We start from the raw sequence: 15,597 nt of genomic DNA on the forward strand, positions 1-15,597 counted from the left end.
GTCATATCAAGTCCTGTTTAATACAGACAACTAAGTTTTTTAAATTTTTTGAATCTAGTCTTATTACAACTCTTATTTATAATTTTGTATTCTTGTTCAATTGAAAAATGTATTTTTGGCAATAAAAACCCTAGTTTATATAGAAAGGAATTTATGTCAAATAGCTACCACTACTTAGGTTTTATGGTTAATGAGTATGTGCTTTAAGTTTGTGTGGGCGCACATATTCATTAACCTACTTTCTATGCAGTTTTTTTTATTTCATATTAATTGCTTCCTTAAGTCTTGCATTTGCAATTACTATGATTTTTCCCATTAGAGCCGTTATAGCTACCATTTTCTTTTTACCTCTACCAATGAGATCAGAGTAAAAAGCACCAAGTGCAGATTTAGATCTTGCAGCAGCCATGGAAGCTGTAAAAAGCTTTTTACGGACACTACTTCTACCACCTGTTATACTTCTGTAACCAATAGATTTTCCACTTTCTTTTGGATGCGGGGCAACTCCAGCAAGACTTGCAACTTCTTTTTTGTTTAGGTAGCCAAGTTCTGGCATAAGGCATATAAAATCTTGAGATAACTTGATACCTATTCCCGGTACCGTTCTAAGTATTTTTTGGCGCTTTTGTAACTCTAGATTTTCATCAATGATTTTTTGTATGGCATTATTGATCTCATTTATCTGACCGTTAAAAAAGTCAATGGTTTTTTGGCAACTTTCCTTTATATGCTCGTTTTCAGGTGTTTTCAGTCTACATTTCTCTTGAACTCTCATTTGTGTAATGTCATCACGTCGTTGACAAAGTGCAACTAAGGCTGTTTGTTCTTTTGACATAGGTACAAATAGAGATAGAGTACTATAGCGTTCATATCCATATTGAGCAAGAGCTCTTGCATCTGATTGATCAGACTTTGCTAAAGTTCCATGAGATATGACAAAGCTTTTTACTTTGCGAGTATTAGCTCGATGTACAGCAACATTCTTATCAACAAGAAAATGTGCTAAGCCAAGCTCATATTTTCCAGTGTTTTCTAAAGTTACTAGAGAATTAGGTAGGATATCTGAAAATTTTTGAAACAACTGTTGCCAACCAGTAGCATCATTGTCAAACTTGATAGTGCTCCTTTGGTTGTGAGCTGCAGCAACATTTTTAAATTTTCCGATATCAATTCCAATGAAATTTTGATAAGATGTAATCATAATAAATAACCTCGATAGTTTAATTAATTTAAGATTGTAAACGGGTGCATACATATGTCCCATGCAACTATTCAAACGTATCGAGAGATAGGGCTAGTGTACCTTGATCTATACGGTTGTAATACCAATATCCACTCGGTCGCACATGCCCGTGATAACTCTATTTCTATAGTGGGTAGAGTTATCTTTCCCTCTTAATTTTATTTATATCATATTTTTAACTTACAATATTCAATGATTGACTTAGAAGGAGGAGTAGCAAACATTCATAGACTAGTGCAAAAAGTGACTGAATTAAAATTAAAAAAAGAAGGTCGGGAGGAAGAGGTCTTAAGGAAGACTATAAAATTGATAAACGCTGATTACATATTCGATGATTCTATTGTTGCATCTGTTTGGGGATATGCAAGTAAGTACGATGAGTTGATTGATAATTTTTATTTTAATTTTACTTATGGTATACAAAAATGTACGCCATTACATTCGCTTGCTAAAGTGGTGATTATGAGGCAGTTAAGCGTATACTAACACGTATAGAAGACGCGCACTTAGGTAGATTAAATTGTATTGTTAACGCTAAGAATAAAGATTGTATTACTCCGTTACATTCAGCTGCTTGTGGTGGGAAATTAGATATATTGAAGTATCTTATCAGTAAGGGTGCTGACATTAATTCTGGTGACAGAACACTACTACACTCTGCCGTTCTTGGACAAAACTTGAGAATAGTAGAGTATCTAATCAATAAAGGTGCTGATGTTAATGCTAAGGATGAACGTGGTTTCACTCCATTGTACCTCTCTGCTTTGTGTAAAGGCTATGATATAACAGAACATCTCATCGAAAAAGGTGCCGATGTTAATGCTAAGAATAATGGTGGCAACACTTCACTACACCTTGCTACTATTATGAGAAATTTTGACACGGCTAGAGTGCTACTAAAACACAACGCAGACGTTAACACTAAAAATAATGAAGGAAGAACAGCATTACATTATGCCACTGATTTCAATCATAGGGACCTTGTGGAATTGCTTTTAGCTCATGGTGCATCCTTATAACTATTGAAATTTTGCATTTAATTTATAGCTCCGCTTCTATCAGGGCATAGGATGACAGAAGTGGGCTTTAATGGCTGTAGTACTATAGCTGTTATACTCCAAAAGTAAGTATTAGATATAACAAATAGAAGAAATTAGATAGAATGATTAAAGGGGCAAGGATATAAAGGTTTAACTTGAAATAACCTGATAAAATTTGAATCACACTTCCAAGTGCTGGCACCCACGAAAGTAATAAAGTTGCAAAAATTAGCAAATTTTTTGTAACTTTTGGCGTTGTATATTCGTTTTCTAATTTGTGGTATGATTTTCGTATAGAGATTGTTATTCTACCTAAGTACCAATTAACTATTCCACCAAGGCTTGATCCTAGTACTCCAAAAAATAATATAAGTAGTGGAGTGTAATACGACCTGAAATAAAGCATGGTATTGAACACAAAACCTTGATGTATGGGTAAGACTAATGATGATACTAGACTATCTGTGAATAACAGGAAGTAGTTTTCCATATGAATTTACCAGGTTGTTGTACCATCTTCATTGTCAGAAATTGTAATCCCCATTTGTTTCAACTGATTTCTTATTTTGTCTGCAGTATCGTAATTTTTATTTTTTTTTGCAATTTTTCTTAAGTCTATCAACCTTTCTATTTCTTGATGATTTACATCCACAGCAAACCACTTTTCATAACTTGACTCAAGAAGACCAATAAATCTGGCACTCTTAACAAAACTCTCAGTTAATTTAAGCTTTTCACTTTCATTACTCATTTTGTTGATTTTTGCAGCCATTTCATGTAATATAGCTAGAGCTTCAGGAATGTTTAAGTCGTTTTTTAAAGCGTCTATAAAATCTTTAGAAATCTCTGCGTTACTTTCATCAATATTTGTTGTATCTAAACCACGTGATAATCGATAAAATTTATTTAAGGTTTCCTGTGCATCAGAAATAACGTTTTCTGTCCAATCAAGTGGTTTTCTGTAGTGAGTTTTGAGCAGTGCATAACGTATTACTTCACCCTTTATTCCACTATCTAGCAAATCTCTTACTTTGACTATATTAAATAAGGACTTGCTCATTTTCTCTTCATTTACTGTAAGAAAACCGTTATGTATCCAGTATTTTGCAAACATTGATCCAGCAAATGCAGACTTACTCTGTGCAATTTCATTTTCATGGTGAGGAAATTGTAAATCTATGCCGCCACCATGAATATCAAAATCTTTGCCAAGGTAAGCATATGACATTGCTGAGCATTCTATATGCCATCCAGGCCTGCCCTCTCCCCATGGGCTATCCCAATAACTTGAAAGTTTGTAGTCAATATCACTTGCAGGCTTCCACAGCACAAAATCTCCCGGGTGCTTTTTATTTTCATTAACTTCAACTCTGCTACCTGGAACCAATTCATCAGTTTTTTTTCCTGATAAAGCACCATATTCATGGTAAGATTCTATATTAAAATACACGTGTTTGTCAGATTCATAAGCGTGGCCTGATTGCAGCAAATGTTCAATTAATTTTATAATATAATCTACGTTTTCCGTTGCTTTTGGTTCGTATGTTGGTTTTTTACAATTTATGCTTTCCATATCATCATGAAAAGCTTTAATGTAATATGTGGTTATACTTTCTATGTTGCTATTTTTCTCACTTGCTGCATTAATTATCTTATCATCAATGTCGGTTATGTTACGCACATAGGTAACTTTGCCATAACAAAACTTAAGTAGCTGAAATAACACATCATACACAACAACAGACCGTGCATTGCCTATATGTGCTGTGTCATATACTGTTGGTCCGCAAACATACATTTTCACATGATCTTTATCGATAGGTGTAAAAAGCTCCTTTTTTTTTGTTAAGGTGTTGTAAAGCCTAACCATATACGAAGCTTTTGAGAAAAGAAAATGCCCCAATGATAAGTTGTGGCCCTTTGACTACTACAACAAGAGTAAGCAATAGCCCACACAATGATATTAAAACTCCCAATATGGATAGAAACCCATCTTTACTCATAATGCCAAGCGAAATAAGAGTCGTACCAATTGCAGGAATGAAGTTAGTAAGAGGCAATGGAAGAGCTATCGATAATGCAGAAAGCAACATTACAAAAGCTAAAATCTTTTCACCGGGCCCATAGAAAATAAAAGACATTCTTGGTTTCATGAACTTTTCTATTTTTTTTAATGCTGGAGAAGTTTTCTCTACCACAAAAGCTAGTGTTGAACGCTGAAAAGACCTTCTTTCCAACCAATGCGGCATCCAAGGAGAATCAAATCCAAATAGAAGCTGCAGTGAGAATAAGATTAAAGGTATAGAAAGAATAGTTGTATAACCAGGTGGAACCGGTATAGGCACCGATAGCGGCAAGGAGAAGATGATTATTAAAATACCAAAACCGCGCTCATGCAAAGCTGCTTTAATGTCAAACAAAGTTACTTTATCGCTATCATTGTTATTGGTATCTGCAACCTCTTTTAGAATATCAGAAGCTAATTTTTTATTTTCGGTCAGTTTCTTACTTTTTTGCACAAGTTACTCTTTAATACAACTATTCTTTCTAACTAACATAATTATTGCCATATTTCAATATGCATTATTCATTTTGCGCTAGTAATTCGTTCTTTTGTTAAAGTGTTGCAAAGCTTTTAAGAAGAGAAAGTGCTCCAGTTATAAGTTGTGGTCCTTTGACTATTACAACAAGAGTAAGCAACAACGCACACAATGACACTAAAACTCCCAATATGGATAGAAACCCGTCTTTACTCATAATGCTAAGTGAAATAAGAGTTGTGCCAATTGCAGGAATGAAGTTAGTAAGAGGCAATGGAAGAGCTATTATTATTGCACAAAGCAACATCATAAAAGCCAGAATCTTCTCACCAGGCCCATAGAAAATGAAAGACAGTCTTGGCTTCATGAATTTTTCTATTTTTTCTAATACAGGGGGAGTGTAAAAGACAAGATTTAATCTGACAGAGAAGAATTAACTGACAGAAGAATTGACGTAGTCAAAACTAATATCAGGCTGTTGTTTAATGCTACTAATATTTTTCTGAAAAGCAATATGTTTACTGTCAAAAAACGTTTGCATAGGTGTTTTGCCATAGCAGTATTTGCCTGAGTGAGGCCTTGTCTCATTGTAAGAACGCAACCAATGATCAACATCGATCTGTAGATCCTCCAAAGAATAGTAGATTTTCTTTCTAAAGATAATATTGTAACACTCATCTTGCATAGTTCTATGGAATCTTTCACATATGCCATTAGTTTGTGGAGAGTTGGCTTTGGTTCTAGAATGATCGATATTTTCGATTCCTAAATATAGCTGATAAGCGTGATTTTCGGGCTTGCCACAATACTCCGTACCCCTATCAGTTAGAATGCGTAATAATGGAATTCTCTGCTCATCAAAAAATGGGATAACTCTATCGTTAAGAAGATCTGCAGCTGTAATAGCTGTTCTGTCCGTGTAAAGTTTAACCATTGCAACTCTGGAATAAGTATCAACAAAAGTTTGCTGATTTTCAAAGTTTCAAGGTCATTTCTTAGCCATACAGATCTTACTCCTCCTTGGGAAATTATTATACCTCTTTTTCTCAGCTCATTTGCAGCTCTTTCTTGTCCATATGCAGGAAATTCTGTAGCTATGCCAATTATTGCTCTTTCTATATCTTCCGAAACTCTGTTTGCTAATAGCGGTTTTTTCTTACTTATTTCATGTAATGCTTCTTCTCCCCCATTTTCATATAACTCCTTGAATCGATAAAATGTATCTCTTGAGTATCCCATCACTTTGCACGCTTGAGACACATTTCCTAATTGTTTTGCTAGCTCTAGTAATCCTAGTTTTGGTTTTAGTATTTTTGTTTGCATTGTACTCATTTCTAACACTCCTTATTTTTATTATTCTTAACTTACTTTTTTAAAGTGTCATATCAAGTCCTGTTTAATATAGTTGATGTTGACACTATTGTCAAGTTTACTGGCCTTTCTATTAGTGAGATTGAAGAATTAAGTGTGAACGGTTACTCAAAAGCTGGATTCCAGACTGGAATGACACCATTTGTTGTAAACTCACTTCTTCTTGATTTTTTGGTTTATCTTGTCTACCTATTTTGCCACTCTGCTGAACAGATACACTCAACTAATGGTCAATACATCTTCTATTAAAAATTGTACAAATTCATTTCCATTCCAGTAATTCATAGAGATTTTACCCAAAATAGCTTTAACATTACCCTGCATGATAGCAGAGCCAAGATGAGTATTTGCAGAACGAAATGCAATAGCTCTTACCATAACATTATCATCAGCAATAAAACATTTTATATGGTCAACTCCTATAACTTCAGGCTTTCTTATCTTTGCTCCCTGAATGATAAACCTTGGTTCAGGATTTCCAACTCCAAATGGTCCTAAGCGTTGCAATTGATTCCATAAAGACAAGTTTATTGCTTTAGCAGTTACTATACTATCAGCTTTTAAAGTTTTCTCATTTATAGAATTTGAAAATCTTTCAGTAAAAAAATCATGCAAATCATTTATTTTGTCTTCTTTAATTGAAAATCCTGCCGCCATACTATGGCCACCACCTTCAATAATCAAATTTATAAACTTTGCGGAAAGGACTGCAGCACCGATATCAACTCCAAAAATTGATCTACAGCTTGCTTTTCCTATTCCATTATTTAAAGATATCACTACTGTTGGCAAGTGAAACTGCTCCTTTAGCCTTGATGCAATTATACCAATTATTCCCTGGTGCCAATTGCCACTTATCATTATAAAATTCGCACCTGATTGGGCAGACTTTTCCGCTTGTGCTGTAGCTTCCAAGAGAGCCTCATTCTCTAACACTTTTCTTGCATTATTCAAATCTATTAATTTTAGCGCGATTGAATGCGCCTCTTCATCATCATCGGTGGAAAGCAACCTTGCACCAAGCGATGCTTCTCCAATTCTTCCTCCAGCATTTATGCATGGCCCAATACTAAACCCCAATCGAGAAACACTTGGTTTTTCAAGGATTCCCAAAACATCAAATAAAACACGCAAGCCAACGTTTTTTCTTGTTGACATAACTTTTAATCCTTGTGAGACAAGTGCTCTATTGAGGCCTGTGATCTGCATAACATCACAGACAGTTCCCAGGGCAACCAAATCCAGCAGATCAAATAAATCTGGTTCTTTTTTGTTGGTAAAAAATCCTTGCTCACGTAGGCTTTTATTAAGAGCAACAATTAGCAGAAATGACACTCCAACTGCTGCTAGGTTATTATAAGGAGAGCTCTCATCAAGGCGGTTTGGATTCACAACTGCTACGGCGCTTGGTAATTTTTCCGTACCAAGGTGATGGTCAACAACTATAATATCAAGACTAAAAGCCTTTGCATCTTCTATTGGTTGATATGCAAGCGTACCACAATCAACGGAAATACATAAATCAATTCCATTCTTTTTAAGTTGTAATAAAGCATCTGTGTTTAATCCATAGCCCTCATCAACACGATCTGGAATGTAGATTATAGAGTGTATATCGATTGCTCTCAGGTACCTGTTAATCAATGCTGACGACGTTGCACCATCAACATCATAGTCACCAAATATTGCAAGGTTTTCATCATTTTTTATTGCCCGTATTATACGAGAAACAGCTTTATCCATATCAAGAAGGTGAAAGGGATCTGGTAATAGCGATCTGATTAGTGGATATAAGAAGTCGCTTGCATTTTCTATGTTAACACCACGAGTAACCAATATTCTTGCTAATATTTCTGGTAACTCAAATCTCTGTGTAAGAGTTAAGATTTGCCTTTGATCTGCTTCTTGCAACTTCCACAATGCATTTGTTATGCTGCGCTTTTCAATTTCAAGTAGCATATTCTTTCTTTGTAAATAAAACTACTTTACCAGAATTTTTAAGCTTGTTCTATAATTGTATTAGACTTCTGCATAACCTAAACTAAGTAGAAAAAAGGTATCATCTAAGTAGCTGACACTGGTCTCCATCCAAGAGGGCAGTAGCCCCTTCGGTGTCATTCCAGCGCGTGACCAGGTCTTTTTAGCTATCATAGGATGACAGAAGCAGACACTCCACTTTGTCGTTCCAGTGCCTCCTTTTTTTGTCATTCCAGTGCCTTGACTATTCGGATCCAGGAAAAAGAATGGTGTCATCCCAGTGCCCCTATGATGTCATCCAAGTAGCCTCCCTCTCCTGTCATCCCAGTGCTCCTTTTTTTGTCATCCCAGTGCTTGACACTGGGATCCAGGAATTTTATTAAGTTGGTAAGCATAAAAGTGTTATGTAAAATACAACGTTCTTGATGGGATTGCGTGAAATGCTGGATCCCAGTGTCTGGGCACAAGGAGCACTGGAATGACAGCAGTCCTACGTCATACCGCCGCGGTATCTCTAGATCCCGCTAACACGTAGCGGGATGACGGTTGTCGTTTAGCTATAAATATTAAAAAATTTACCAAACGAAAAAAAGGCAAAAGAAGCCCTGTAGTGGTTGGCTATTTACTATGTACTAAAATATCAGCGTTTTTTTTATTCTAAAACGCTTGATTAAGAGCGATTTAGCTGCTTTTAACTTGCAACTAACCTACACCGCAAGTGTTTAAGAAATTTACTAAGCAGGAAAAAAGGCAAAGAAACCCCGTAGTAGCTAGCATTCAAATTCTTCCTTGTCAATTTGACGTTTTTTGCTGTCTTAAACAGCGCGTTTCGGCTTATATAGGTAAAAACCTAAAAATTTTTAAAGACATGCGATGCACGTAGTGCGAAAAATTAAACATGAGACGCCAAATACCCTAAGTTTTTTGTCATTAACCTGCACAGATTGCGAAGATAAATAAATAGCTTCAGTTTCATGATAAAGGGGCTGGCGGAGGGTGTCAAGCAAGTTTTTCGTTTCTATGGGTCAGCTGGTACGCGCTTTACCTTTTAACAGATGTAAAAGCACAATTATTACGAACAACATTCCACCAACAACTGATATAGCGCCACCTATAATGAAGCACGTGCGTGCTAACATTGACGAAATGCTTGGCAGATCTGCAACCTTCCTTAAAGCACCATACCCACCAAGCCACACAAGGCCAGTGATATGGAGAAAATGCCCTATACTGTAGGCATAAATCTGTAATTTTACGATAGAGTTTTTTACCTCTTTAAAGTTTAATGTGGGTAACAGCCAATAAATGAAATTCATAAAAGCTATAGTAATGCCAACCACAGAACCATGGTAATGAGCAGGAATCGTGACATTTCCTTCAATAGCCAGCACTCCAAGCACATCTCCATAAGTGAACAACAAAAATGAATGTAATAAATAGTTGCTTTTATCATTAGTAAAAGTCCTGATGTTGCAGCACACTAATATTACCAAAAAGCACGGCAAAACTGCCCCAGCAATTCTCATATGCCAAGTAAAAAACTGTATTAACTTGGCACTATCAACTGGATAAACAAAATATACAAACGGTGCACCTACAGCTAAAATCGTGTTTATAAATAGTGGTAAAATAGTAATTTTGTTATTTGAAGCTAAACTAACATCACTGATTATTAAATACACTAAAAACATTCCTTGAGTAAAAGCAAACTGCAATAAATGTCCTCCTCCCCAAAAGAGATATTCGTAAAACAAATTCTTATCTGAGTGATATAGACCTGGAGGCATATTTTGATATGCTAAAACAAAGCAAAGAAATGATGAAACGAGTATAATAACTAGCCCAATTTGCCCAACAGAGAGAAATGAAACCTCTTTTTTTGATGTGTATGCTAGCATTGTATTTACTAATATACTGGCAATAAATAAACTGAGTCCAAGTAAAAATAATTTGTTTTGTAATACGGGAATATAGTTACTTTTGATAACTTCAGTGTTTGGAACGAATGCGGATATAAACATGAGCAGCATCGAAAGGGTTGATAGAACCCATGAAAAGTTAAACCAACTATTGGTATTTTGTAGGTTTATGATAAAGAGCAGAGATATTATAGAGCACATCCACACCAAAATTGACAAATTTACGTGTATCACCAGCGCATTATCAAAGATATATTGTGCAGAAGGAACGAGAGAGGAGATAAAAGGCAATCGTAGAAAAATAACAATTATTGACAGTAACCCAGAGCAAGCAAGAGCACATACTGCTAGGAATATCCATCTTTTACAAAGTAGAGCATTGTCTTGTATGTTAAGCACAATCTTTTTTCTCAATTTTGTTCAATACAATATATAACACTGCAATAATACCTAAAACATAGCAATAGTATACGTGTGGCACGACTGCCAAAGGTGAAACTCCAGCAATAGTGCTAGCCAAAAGCAATTGAGCGCCATACGGTATTAATCCTTGAAATACACAAGAAAATATGCCTAGCCATGCTGCACTATAGTGAGGCGGTATTTCATATTTCTTAGCAATATCTCTAGCAATTTCACCACTAAAAATTATAGCGATGGTGTTATTTGCAAGTAAAATATCAAATATGCTGACTATTTTTGCAATAAATAATTGCGCAGTTTTTTGTCCACCACGTTGTATCATAACCCAAGATGAAAGTTTATCTGCAAACTCCTTAGAATTTTTACCTACCAGTCCTGAAAGCCCGCCAACCATCAATGACAGTAGCATAATCTCATGCATACTCATAAACCCTTTGGTGATGTTTTGGCTTAAAAACAATAAACCATAATTGTTGTTATTTATAAATCCAATGATTCCAGCAAAAGTTATGCTTAAAACCAATGCCGTAAATACATTGATTCCAAAGTTTGCAAGCAATATAAGTATGATGTAAGGAGTCACAAGCAATAAAGAATACTCCTTAACTGAAATAGCAGCACTACTGCTTGAGCTATAAAATAATATAATTATTGTGACTATAGAAGCAATTAGTGCCACTTTTGCATTCAGTTTTAATTTTTTCTTTATATCAGCCTTTTGAGACATCACAGATGCAATTGTAGTATCAGAGATAATAGATAAATTGTCGCCAAACATTGCTCCTCCTACAACGGTTGCAACTCCTAAGGAAGGAGAAATCCCAGCTTGTGTCAGTTCAACTGCAATAGGAGCAATTGTTGCAATGGTACCCATTGAGGTACCAATAGCAGTGGAGATGAAAGCTGCTACAAAAAATAATCCTATGAGTAAAAATTGTGTTGGTATAAATGAAAGAGCCAAATTAACTGTGGCATCAGCACTACCGATTGCTTTAGTTACTTCACTGAATGCACCTGCAAGTAAAAAAATGATGCACATAGTGATAATATTACGATCTCTTACCCCATCTAGAAAGGCACACATTTTTTCTTCAGTATTGCCCTTGTATAAAACCCAACCCAGAGCTATGGCAGGAACAATAGCTACCAGTGGAGATAACTGATAAAAAGCATTTGACACGCCAAGAACAGTAAAATATATACCACTTCCTACAAAAAGAAATAGGAATAGTAAAATAGGCAAAAAATTTGTAAGATAAAACATACCTCTACTCCAGCTCTGATAAGCACAAATTAACTGTGACATGATTTATATTATCATAAACCACAGTTGGCATCTTGAGTAATGTTATCAATTTTTCTCGAGAAAGCAATCTACCAGAAAAGGTTTTCATGAAAAGGATTATTATAATATGATTGTTATCATCCACTTGAATTAAACTGGGAGATAGAATAAGTAAAAAATATGAATGACATAACAACAAAGCAGGTTGTATCTTTCATCTTGAAAATACTGCGTCCATTTCTGTTTCATATTGGGATAGTATTACTGACAGCATTAGTCTGGGCTATCGATATTTCCTTTAATCCATATTTAATAAAAGTTATTATAGATCGTATCAGTGCAGATGATCTTTTTCGTAGCATAGCAACTCCTGCTATATCCTATGTACTAATACTATTTTTACTTGAGTGTATGAATAGATTATACAACTATTTTTTTGAAATTAAGATGATCCCTAATCTCCGTAAAAACATTGTTGAATCGAGTATTGCCATATTATTAAATCAGGATAATAGCTACTATCAAAATAACTTCTCCGGCAGTCTTGCTAACAAGGTTAATGATTTGACAAATTATATTCCAGATATCATGCAAATTATGGCTGACAGGGTCATGGGTCGTGCATTAGCGCTTAGTATCGCAATTTACTTTTTATGGCAAGTAAATATTAATTTTGCTTTATTGATGTTGACTTGGTCTACATTATTTGTTCTGTCTTCCCTCTTACTTGCAGGAAAGGTAACGCGTCTTGCAGATGCATGGTCAGAGCTTGGCTCAAGCATTACTGGTAAAATGGTAGATGTCTTCTCAAATATCATGTCTGTAAGGTTATTTGCCAGCAAATACCAAGAAAGATTATCTTTGCGAGCTACTCATAGCGAGGCTGTTCAAGCAGAGCAAAGACTTCAGTGGCTGTATACGTGGATTTTTACTTTCTATGGCTTCTTATTTCTAATCATGCAAATACTTAATTTATATTTCCTAATTAAAGGAAGAGGGCAAGGGTCAATTACTGCTGGAGATTTTGCTTTTGTTCTTACTGTTAATATAGCAATAGCTAATTTTCTTTGGATGATAGCTAAAGATTTCTCACAATTCTCTAAGTCATGGGGAAGGATTACTCAAGCTTTGAGAACAATTACTTCAATCCCTGAAATCCAAGATCAGCCAAATGCAGCAGATCTGGTCGTTAAAAAGGGGGAAATTAGTTTTGATAAAGTTCATTTTCATTATAAAGATGCAGAACCAATATTTGAAAACAAATCCATAATAATTAAACCTGGTCAAAAAGTAGGACTTGTTGGTTATTCTGGTGGTGGTAAATCAACATTTGTAAACCTGATTCTTAGGCTTTATGACATAAAATCTGGAAAAATTTTAATTGATGGACAAGATATTCGCAATGTAACCCAGGATTCTTTACACAAAAATATTGGCATGATTCCGCAAGATCCATCGCTTTTTCATAGAACTTTGATGGAAAACATTCGCTATGGAAAAACAGATGCTAGCGATGATGAAGTAATTGAAGCGGCAAAAAAAGCACATGCTCATGAGTTTATTTCAAAATTACCCCAAGGTTATGAGTCTCTTGTTGGAGAAAGAGGTGTGAAACTTTCAGGAGGGCAAAGGCAGCGTATTGCAATTGCAAGAGCTATTTTAAAAAATGCTCCTATATTAATTCTGGATGAAGCAACTTCACAACTTGATTCTGTGACTGAAAGTAATATTCAAGAATCTTTATGGGAGTTGATGCAAGATAAAACTACAATAGTAATAGCCCACCGCCTATCTACGCTTTTGCATATGGACCGCATTTTAGTGTTTGATCAAGGTAAGATTTTAGAAGATGGCACGCATCAGGAACTTCTCGATAAAAACGGAATGTATAAGACCCTATGGGATGCACAAGTTGGTGGGTTTTTGCCGGATAAAAAGGAAAATGAAGAAAGTGAATGCCAGAACTAATTTTTACCGTATACTTGTTACGATCATCTGAAAACTTTGAATAAACAGAATGACTAAATTTTCAACCTATCTTAAATCCATTGTTACAAAGTATAAGATATATTTTTGCTTATTATTTATAGTACAGATACTTGCATCTATTTGGAAAGTCGCTGTTGATTACAGCATAAAAGAAATTATCGATACAATTCAATCCAACACTAATATTACAACATTATTAATGCTATTTATTTTTTATAAACTTATGCATCATGGAATGTTTTTTATCAATCGACTACTAGATATAAAGTATAAACCTATAATACTAGCTGAAACTATAACTAACATGTATACAAAGACACTTAGGCATTCATTACATTGGTTTGATTCTCATTTATCAGGTGAAATCTCAAATAAGATTACGGATTTTCAGGATAATTTGGCTAGTACAACAACCTGTTGTTACTATGCCTTACACAATATAACAACTATTGTTATAAGCATAATATTCTTGTTAAATGTCAATGCATTATCAGCTATTGTAATATTTATATTTGCAACAATTTACACTCCAGTGATAGTTATTCTAGCAAAAAAGCAGATGGCACTGCAAGAGCAATATGTTACAGCAAAACAAGAGGTTGTAGGAATCATAAATGATTCAGTAATGAACATATTCGGTATAAAAATTATTGGTAATTTGTGGACAGAATTAAAATTAAAGCTAACTCCAGCATTATTACATTTGCAAAATCTGGATAAAAAAGTTCGTAAATTTGATGCCTATTGGGTAGATAATGCCGATACAATCATGGTAGTGATAATGAATTCAGTGCAAATTTATTTACTTACTTATTTATATCAAAGTGGGCAAATCACCGCAGGTGGTTTTGCTTTTATTGCAATTACTACGCTTAATATACATGGAGAGCTGGATAGTTTTTTAACAAATCTGTTATTTAATATAAACCCAGGAATTGCATCAATGAAAGCGTCATTTTCATTTATTAATCGTGGTTATGACATCGAGGATATGCCAAATGCAGGGCTCATTACAAACGTGCGTGGTAAAATTAAATTTGAGAATATATGCTTTGCATACAGTGGGAGTAAAACTGATGTGCTACATAATTTCAATTTACATATTCAATCCGGTCATAGAATCGGCATTGTAGGCGTTTCTGGTGCAGGAAAAACAACTATCATTAAATGTTTGCTCCGGTACTTCGATGTGCATAGTGGACAGATTCTTATCGATGATCAAAATATTACCAATGTTACACAAGAATCTTTGCGAGCAAATATATCAGTAATTCCGCAAGATATTACTATGTTTCATAGAACTATCTTAGAAAATTTACAGCTTGCTAAACATGATGCAAGCTTTGATGAAGTTGTTGAAGCATGCAAAAAAGCAAAAATCCACGAAGATATTATGCAAATGACCAATGGGTATCATTCTATTGTAGGCGAGAGGGGTGTTAAAGTAAGTGGTGGACAAAGGCAACGTATTGCAATTGCAAGAGCTATTTTAAAAGATGCTCCTATATTAATTCTGGATGAAGCAACTTCTGCACTTGATACTCCAACAGAACAGTTAATACAGGAATCACTAAATGAAGTACTCGAAACAAGCAATGCTACAACTATCGTTATTGCCCATCGTTTATCTACACTTCTACATATGGATCGTATTTTGGTTCTTGATCAAGGCAAGATTGTAGAAGATGGCACGCACCAGGAACTTCTTAATAAAAACGGAATGTATAAGGCCCTATGGAATGCGCAAGTTGGTGGATTTTTGCCGGATAAAAGAGAAATGGAGATTGATAATATTTTTTTAATCTAATGC

The 15,597-nt window shown here is 35.0% G+C and carries 10 protein-coding genes and 4 pseudogenes; 5 read left to right on the top strand and 9 right to left on the bottom strand.

The window, feature by feature from the left end; all coding sequences use genetic code 11:
* Window positions 1–256: 256 nt before the first annotated feature.
* Window positions 257–1,201, bottom strand: a complete 945-nt coding sequence (locus OPR49_RS05320; protein WP_265026757.1) for an IS110 family RNA-guided transposase — start codon at window positions 1,199–1,201, stop codon at window positions 257–259.
* 234 nt (window positions 1,202–1,435) lie between these two features.
* Here OPR49_RS05320 and OPR49_RS05325 point away from each other — a divergent pair, with 234 nt between their 5' ends.
* From OPR49_RS05325 to OPR49_RS07640, 3 genes and pseudogenes are all read left to right on the top strand, one after another.
* Complete coding sequence (locus tag OPR49_RS05325; RefSeq protein ID WP_265026863.1) at window positions 1,436–1,729, top strand: hypothetical protein; 294 nt, start codon at window positions 1,436–1,438, stop codon at window positions 1,727–1,729.
* Window positions 1,730–1,734: 5 nt separating this feature from the next.
* Window positions 1,735–2,043 (top strand): annotated as a pseudogene (locus tag OPR49_RS07635) (ankyrin repeat domain-containing protein); the annotation flags it as partial.
* Window positions 2,044–2,064: 21 nt separating this feature from the next.
* A pseudogene (locus OPR49_RS07640) lies at window positions 2,065–2,262 on the top strand (ankyrin repeat domain-containing protein); the annotation flags it as partial.
* 91 nt (window positions 2,263–2,353) lie between these two features.
* Here the strand turns inward: OPR49_RS07640 and OPR49_RS05335 are convergent.
* The 8 genes and pseudogenes from OPR49_RS05335 to OPR49_RS05370 all read right to left on the bottom strand — a co-directional run bounded on the left by OPR49_RS05335 (window position 2,354) and on the right by OPR49_RS05370 (window position 11,777).
* Window positions 2,354–2,773, bottom strand: a complete 420-nt coding sequence (locus OPR49_RS05335) for a DedA family protein (protein WP_320157597.1) — start codon at window positions 2,771–2,773, stop codon at window positions 2,354–2,356.
* A gap of 6 nt (window positions 2,774–2,779) precedes the next feature.
* Window positions 2,780–4,153, bottom strand: coding sequence for a cysteine--tRNA ligase (cysS, locus tag OPR49_RS05340; RefSeq protein WP_265026865.1), 1,374 nt, complete (start codon window positions 4,151–4,153; stop codon window positions 2,780–2,782).
* Complete coding sequence (locus OPR49_RS05345) at window positions 4,146–4,802, bottom strand: exopolysaccharide biosynthesis protein (protein WP_265026866.1); 657 nt, start codon at window positions 4,800–4,802, stop codon at window positions 4,146–4,148. The genes cysS and OPR49_RS05345 overlap by 8 nt, the downstream gene beginning before the upstream one ends.
* 97 nt (window positions 4,803–4,899) lie before the next feature.
* Window positions 4,900–5,223 (bottom strand): annotated as a pseudogene (locus OPR49_RS05350) (exopolysaccharide biosynthesis protein); the annotation flags it as partial.
* A 33-nt stretch (window positions 5,224–5,256) separates the two neighbouring features.
* A pseudogene (locus tag OPR49_RS05355) lies at window positions 5,257–6,155 on the bottom strand (integrase core domain-containing protein).
* A 258-nt stretch (window positions 6,156–6,413) separates the two neighbouring features.
* Entirely contained in the window at window positions 6,414–8,153 is a 1,740-nt protein-coding gene (gene recJ / locus OPR49_RS05360; RefSeq protein WP_265026868.1) for a single-stranded-DNA-specific exonuclease RecJ, read from the bottom strand.
* Between the two features lie 1,043 nt (window positions 8,154–9,196).
* Window positions 9,197–10,489, bottom strand: a complete 1,293-nt coding sequence (locus tag OPR49_RS05365) for a cbb3-type cytochrome c oxidase subunit I (protein ID WP_265026869.1) — start codon at window positions 10,487–10,489, stop codon at window positions 9,197–9,199.
* Window positions 10,482–11,777: a Na+/H+ antiporter NhaC family protein gene (locus OPR49_RS05370; RefSeq protein ID WP_265026870.1), complete on the bottom strand. Its 1,296-nt coding sequence runs from the start codon at window positions 11,775–11,777 to the stop codon at window positions 10,482–10,484. Before OPR49_RS05370 ends, OPR49_RS05365 begins: the two co-directional genes overlap by 8 nt.
* Window positions 11,778–11,978: 201 nt before the next feature.
* Between OPR49_RS05370 and OPR49_RS05375 the strand changes: the two genes are divergently transcribed.
* Together OPR49_RS05375 and OPR49_RS05380 are read left to right on the top strand one after the other, a co-directional pair.
* Window positions 11,979–13,766: an ABC transporter ATP-binding protein gene (locus OPR49_RS05375; RefSeq protein ID WP_265026871.1), complete on the top strand. Its 1,788-nt coding sequence runs from the start codon at window positions 11,979–11,981 to the stop codon at window positions 13,764–13,766.
* A gap of 49 nt (window positions 13,767–13,815) precedes the next feature.
* A complete protein-coding gene (locus OPR49_RS05380) occupies window positions 13,816–15,594 on the top strand; it encodes an ABC transporter ATP-binding protein (protein WP_265026872.1) in 1,779 nt (592 codons plus the stop codon).
* Window positions 15,595–15,597 lie beyond the last annotated feature (3 nt).

Source organism: Wolbachia endosymbiont (group A) of Bombylius major (genome assembly GCF_947251895.1).
GTDB classification, from domain to species: Bacteria; Pseudomonadota; Alphaproteobacteria; order Rickettsiales; family Anaplasmataceae; genus Wolbachia; species Wolbachia pipientis.

What these genes read in the sequence shown, in the direction of transcription:
- OPR49_RS05370 (WP_265026870.1), bottom strand. Translation starts at nt 11,777, where the DNA reads ATGTTTTATCTTACAAATTTTTTGCCTATTTTACTATTCCTATTTCTT.
- recJ (WP_265026868.1), bottom strand. Translation starts at nt 8,153, where the DNA reads ATGCTACTTGAAATTGAAAAGCGCAGCATAACAAATGCATTGTGGAAG.
- OPR49_RS05375 (WP_265026871.1), top strand. Translation starts at nt 11,979, where the DNA reads ATGAATGACATAACAACAAAGCAGGTTGTATCTTTCATCTTGAAAATA.
- OPR49_RS05335 (WP_320157597.1), bottom strand. Translation starts at nt 2,773, where the DNA reads ATGGAAAACTACTTCCTGTTATTCACAGATAGTCTAGTATCATCATTA.
- OPR49_RS05325 (WP_265026863.1), top strand. Translation starts at nt 1,436, where the DNA reads ATGATTGACTTAGAAGGAGGAGTAGCAAACATTCATAGACTAGTGCAA.
- cysS (WP_265026865.1), bottom strand. Translation starts at nt 4,153, where the DNA reads ATGGTTAGGCTTTACAACACCTTAACAAAAAAAAAGGAGCTTTTTACA.
- OPR49_RS05320 (WP_265026757.1), bottom strand. Translation starts at nt 1,201, where the DNA reads ATGATTACATCTTATCAAAATTTCATTGGAATTGATATCGGAAAATTT.
- OPR49_RS05380 (WP_265026872.1), top strand. Translation starts at nt 13,816, where the DNA reads ATGACTAAATTTTCAACCTATCTTAAATCCATTGTTACAAAGTATAAG.